The organism is Mitsuaria sp. TWR114 (assembly GCF_007997345.1).
This window is the reverse complement of sequence record NZ_VOSR01000779.1, coordinates 1-3,539: the sequence shown is the minus strand read 5'-3', so window position 1 is coordinate 3,539 and position 3,539 is coordinate 1. Positions and strand designations below refer to the sequence as shown.

Below are 3,539 nucleotides of genomic sequence, written 5' to 3'. Positions count from 1 at the left end.
CGTCGGCACCTACACCTTCAGCGCCACCGGCCTGGAGGGCGCGGACGCCGGCAACTACGTGATCGCCGCGGAGGGCAACCGCTTCGCGACGCTGAGGATCACGCCTGCCGTGGTGGCGAATGCGGCCTGGGTGCAAGGAACGGATCACACCGACGTCTCGCCCACCTACGGGTCCGCGGCCAACTACACCCTCAGGACCGAGCTCCTCAACGCCTTCGCCGGCGACGACGTCGCGCTGGGCGCCTGGGCCGATCTCCCCGGCGGCCGCTCGACCACGCTGCCCGCGCGCCTGACCCCTGGCACCTACGGCGTCGACAGCGAGCTGCTGGGCGCGGACAAGGGCAACTACGTGATGCTCCGCGCGTCCACCAGCACCTTCCGCGTCGTGCCCAAGCTGCTCACGGCCGTGATCGACAACACCGCCAGCACCTATGGCGACGCGCTGCCGGCGACGGGGGGGCAACCTGTACGGCGTGCTGGCGGGCGACACGGTCTCGGTGACGACGGCGATCGCTGGCGTGCCCGCCAGCAACGGGCGGATGCCGGCGGGCCAGTACGGCATCCACGCCACCGGGCTGGCGGGCGCGGAAGCGGGGAACTACGCCCTGAGCCCGGAGAACTTCGGCGCGCCCGGCCTGCCGCTGTCGCGCAGCGGCCAGCTCACGGTGCTGCCGCGCAGCCTCCAGCGCGCGATGGATCCCGGCAGCCTGAGCATCACCTACGGCGACACGCTGCCGCAGTTGCGCCTGACCGGCGGCGTGCTGCCGGGCGACGAGGTCTTCATGACCAATGTCGTCGTGCCGACCCAGGTCCAGGGCCTGCCGGTCCTGGACGGCCGGGACACGGCGCTGTCCACCTCGCTGGCGGTCGCACGTATCGCTACGTGCCGCGGCTGAGCGGGCGGGACGCGGCGAACTACGTCAGCGGCGGGGATGCCGGCACCGTCACGATCGCCCCCAAGCCGGTCACCGTCACCATCGACCCGATCAGCACCGTCTACGGCAGCTACGTGGCACCGTCCGTGTCGGTCTGGGGGCTGGTCAATGGCGAGCAGAACTGGGTCAAGCCCAACTTCGACGTCGTGGGCGCCAGCGGCTTCCTGACCTACAACGACCGCAGCAACGCGGGCAGCTACACCCAGCAGGTCACCGGCCTGCACCTGGAGAATGGCTTCAGCGGCATGCCCGACTACACGAAGAACTACGTCTTCGTGTCGACCCCGGGCGCGTCGGCACCGCTGACGATCGCGCGCAAGCCGCTCACCTTCACGCCGGCCGCGAGCACCACCGCGGTCTACGGCGATGCGCTCACGCTGGGCGCGCTGTCGGGCGTGCTGCCCGGCGACGACGTCGGCGTGCGCCTCGAGGCCGGCGACGGGTTCCAGTCGCAGCAGCTCCTCAGCGGCAACGGCACGCTGAACTACGCCACGCGCGTGGATGCCGGCGACCACCTCTGGAGCGCGTCGCTGACCGGCAGCCGCCGGGGCAACTACGTCGTCGATCCGATCGGCGGCCGGGTCTCGATCGCGCGGCGCGACGTGATCTACGGCATCAAGGACGCCGAAGGCGTCTACGGCAACTACACCCGCGCCTGCACGCCGTCCGGCTGCACGCCGTTGCCTTACCTGCCGGGCGCGACGACATTCCAGGGCGTGCTGTCCGGCGACACGCTCGGCGGCAACGTCGCCTTCACCGACCTCAACGGCCAGCTCATCACGATCGACGGCAGCACCCATGTAGGCACGTATTTCGAGGTCCTCACCGGCCTGACTGGCGACTCGGCGAAGAACTACAGGATCGCCGACAGCGGCAGCCGGCCCGGCCTCTACAAGATCCTGCCAATGCCGCTGAGCTACACGGTCAGCAGCGGCGTGTTCCTGGGCCAGCTGTACGGCACGCCCGGCGAGGCGACGCTGTCCGACCTGCAGGGCCCGATCACCGGCCGCCTGGACATCGCGCCGATCGTCACCGCCTATGACCCCCAGGGACGGCCGGTCTCCGACCTGAGCCAGCTGACCGTCGGCCGCTACACCTTCCGGGTCACCGGCCTGACGGGGGCCGATACGCATGACTACCGCGTCGGCGACGGCCCGGCGGGGACGCTGGACGTCTTCGCGTCGAGCTCGCTGGGGCTGGGGCTGGTCGAGCCGCTGCCGACGCCGCCGGTCATCCCGATCGTCGCGCCGGTCGCCTCACCACCTGCCGGTGGCCGCCGCCGCTGAGCGGGGCAGTTCCGCAGCAGCGGCAGCGGGCAGGAGGAGGACTTCGGACGCAACATCGACGCCACCGGCATCGTCGGCGGCGTGGCGCTCGGTCCGACCGGCGGAGGCGTCTCCGGCCGCGCCAGCGGCGTGGTGGAAGGGAGCGTCGATCTGGGCGGAGCCGACTTGTCGGCCCAGGCCAGCGGCGAGATCGCCGGCCTGGCCAAGTTCGGCATCACGGCGTCCGGCTCGAAGCCAGCGCCGATGCGCATGTGGACGTGACCATCACAGCGGCCCCGGCTACGTGATGTTCGGCGCGCAGGGCGAGGCCTACGCGATCGGCTCGCTGGGACGCAACGGGCTGCGGATCGGCGCCGAGGCGCGCGCCGGCGTGTCGGCGCAGGCCGGCGCCAGCGGCCATGTGGACGGCCTGGGCGACGCGCATGCGGACACGACGGTCAGCACCTTCGTCTACGCCCGCGCGACGAGCAGTACACGCTGCGCGACGGCCGGGTCGTGCAGCGCTTCGACAACGCGGTGGGCGTGGGCTCGTCGGCGGGCGTCTCGGCCGGTGTGTCGGGCAGCACCGGCTCGGTCGGCGGCGGCGCGACGGTCTACACGCCGGGCTCCATCGGCGGCACCTTCAACTACTCGGTTGGCCTGTCCGACGGCGCGATCAGCGTCTCGCTGGACCTCGGCGCGCAACTGGGCTTCGGCGGGCTGGGCCTGTCGCTGAACTTCTCCATCGACCCGATGGGACTGGCGGGCGCGATCGCCAACTCGCCGGTCGGCGATTTCGTCATCAACGCCTTCGGCATGAATCACCGGGAGCCCGACAACCATTACTCGGAGGCCGACTCGCGCCATGCGGCCTCGATCAGCGATCCGGTCGAGCGCTACAACTACCTGGCCGGCAACACCCGGTGGCGCGACCGGCCGTGGAACTACGCCAGCAACCCCGACGCCCGGACCGACTGGGACAACATGCAGAACTTCTTCAACACCTACAACCAGCTGCTGGACCGCACGCAGACCCTGATCAAGAAGGAGCAGGCTGACCAGGCCCGCTTCCTGGACCTGCTGAAAACCGACCCGAAAGCGGCGATCGAGATGTCGCACAGCGGCAACTTCGTCCAGGCCAACCGCGACGAGGAAAGCGCGCTTCAGGGGCTGTCCCGGCAGCTCGGCGTGCAACTGGCCGTCGTGGACGGCCAGGTCACCTACGTCGCCGGGGGCGGTCGATGAGAAGGATGTCCATGATCACCCGTGCGGCCTGGCGGCAAGGCCTGTCCCGTGCCGTGCGGTCCCCCGTCGCCGCGCTGCTGGCCCTGCTCGCCGC

4 protein-coding genes are annotated in these 3,539 nt (G+C 70.9%); all 4 read left to right on the top strand.

Annotated features, from left to right (window positions below; genetic code table 11):
* Positions 1 to 431 precede the first annotated feature (431 nt).
* The 4 genes from FUT87_RS24085 (at position 432) to FUT87_RS24070 (ending at position 3,445) form a co-directional block, all read left to right on the top strand.
* Entirely contained in the window at positions 432 to 896 is a 465-nt protein-coding gene (locus tag FUT87_RS24085) for a hypothetical protein (RefSeq protein WP_147242631.1), read from the top strand.
* Positions 884 to 2,221, top strand: a complete 1,338-nt coding sequence (locus tag FUT87_RS24080) for a hypothetical protein (protein WP_147242630.1) — start codon at positions 884 to 886, stop codon at positions 2,219 to 2,221. The genes FUT87_RS24085 and FUT87_RS24080 overlap by 13 nt, the downstream gene beginning before the upstream one ends.
* Before the next feature lie 81 nt (positions 2,222 to 2,302).
* Positions 2,303 to 2,482: a hypothetical protein gene (locus tag FUT87_RS24075; RefSeq protein ID WP_147242629.1), complete on the top strand. Its 180-nt coding sequence runs from the start codon at positions 2,303 to 2,305 to the stop codon at positions 2,480 to 2,482.
* A gap of 234 nt (positions 2,483 to 2,716) precedes the next feature.
* Positions 2,717 to 3,445: a hypothetical protein gene (locus FUT87_RS24070; RefSeq protein WP_147242628.1), complete on the top strand. Its 729-nt coding sequence runs from the start codon at positions 2,717 to 2,719 to the stop codon at positions 3,443 to 3,445.
* The last annotated feature ends 94 nt before the right edge of the window (positions 3,446 to 3,539 follow it).

Bases quoted from the DNA above. Each gene is read 5' to 3' on its own strand.
- FUT87_RS24085 (WP_147242631.1), top strand. From the start codon at position 432: ATGGCGACGCGCTGCCGGCGACGGGGGGGCAACCTGTACGGCGTGCTG.